Below are 884 nucleotides of genomic sequence, written 5' to 3'. Positions count from 1 at the left end.
ATTGTTTGCGGTGTTGATACCATTCTTTGGTGCGTTGTGATAGTTTGATTTGCATGGTTATTTACCTTTCTTAAATATTTTCTTTAATAATAATAAAAGATATTTTCCTAAATAATAAAAGAAACGAAAAAGGTGATAAAGACATTTAAAAAGAAAATCAATTAGATATAAAAGATGGGGAAGAAATAATAAAATAATTATTAATAAACCTAAGTTTAACCATTGATTTTGATAAGTGAAGAAATAATGACTAATAGTATTAAGAACATTATTTAACTTAGTTAACCAAGTATTAAATAGATTCCACATGATTGGGTTGCTTCGTGGTTAAATATTGGTAAAATTGAACCACTATTCCTTGTTTTAGTTGGTGAATACTTAGTTTGACGGTGAAAAGATAGAATTTAATGACATAATAAATGGTGATAATTGGAATAAACGAAAGTAGGGTAATGATGAAAAAGATGAAATTACTAGGTAAAGATGAAAAGATTTTTTTAATTAACATGGTTTTTTTGTTTCCTTTCCAATTGTTGAGTGTGTTGTTAAATAAAAAAAGACCCTGATGAGGGGTCTTTGGGTTATGATTATTCTTTTTCTTCTGGGATTGTATTTAAATCAATTGTTTTTTGTTTTTTATTGATATGTTTTGGTTGATTTTGTTGTTGTTTTACTACACCATACAACGCCCATTCTTCTATTTCTCTAGAAGAAGCATTTTTTAAATAAGGATATTTTTGTTTTATTTTTTGAATATGTTTTTTTGAACTTTTTAATAATTCAAAAAATGAATTAACTTCTTCATCACTAGGTTCATTGATTGAAATTTGTTTTCCTTTATTATTTGTCATCGCCATAACGGAATTATTACTAGTAATTAAAAA

General features: G+C 25.3%; 2 protein-coding genes. Both read right to left on the bottom strand.

What is annotated here, in order from left to right; translation table 11 throughout:
- Window positions 1-292: 292 nt before the first annotated feature.
- A complete protein-coding gene (locus RI01_RS03485) occupies window positions 293-508 on the bottom strand; it encodes a hypothetical protein (protein WP_083845880.1) in 216 nt (71 codons plus the stop codon).
- Window positions 509-587: 79 nt separating this feature from the next.
- Window positions 588-884, bottom strand: a 297-nt coding sequence (locus RI01_RS03715; protein WP_026052463.1) for a hypothetical protein, incomplete at its 5' end; no start/stop codon positions are given.

Origin of the sequence: Italian clover phyllody phytoplasma str. MA1 (assembly GCF_000300695.1) — a bacterium.
GTDB lineage: Bacteria > Bacillota_I > Bacilli_A > Acholeplasmatales > Acholeplasmataceae > Phytoplasma.
This window is presented reverse-complemented; position numbering and strand designations above follow the sequence as displayed.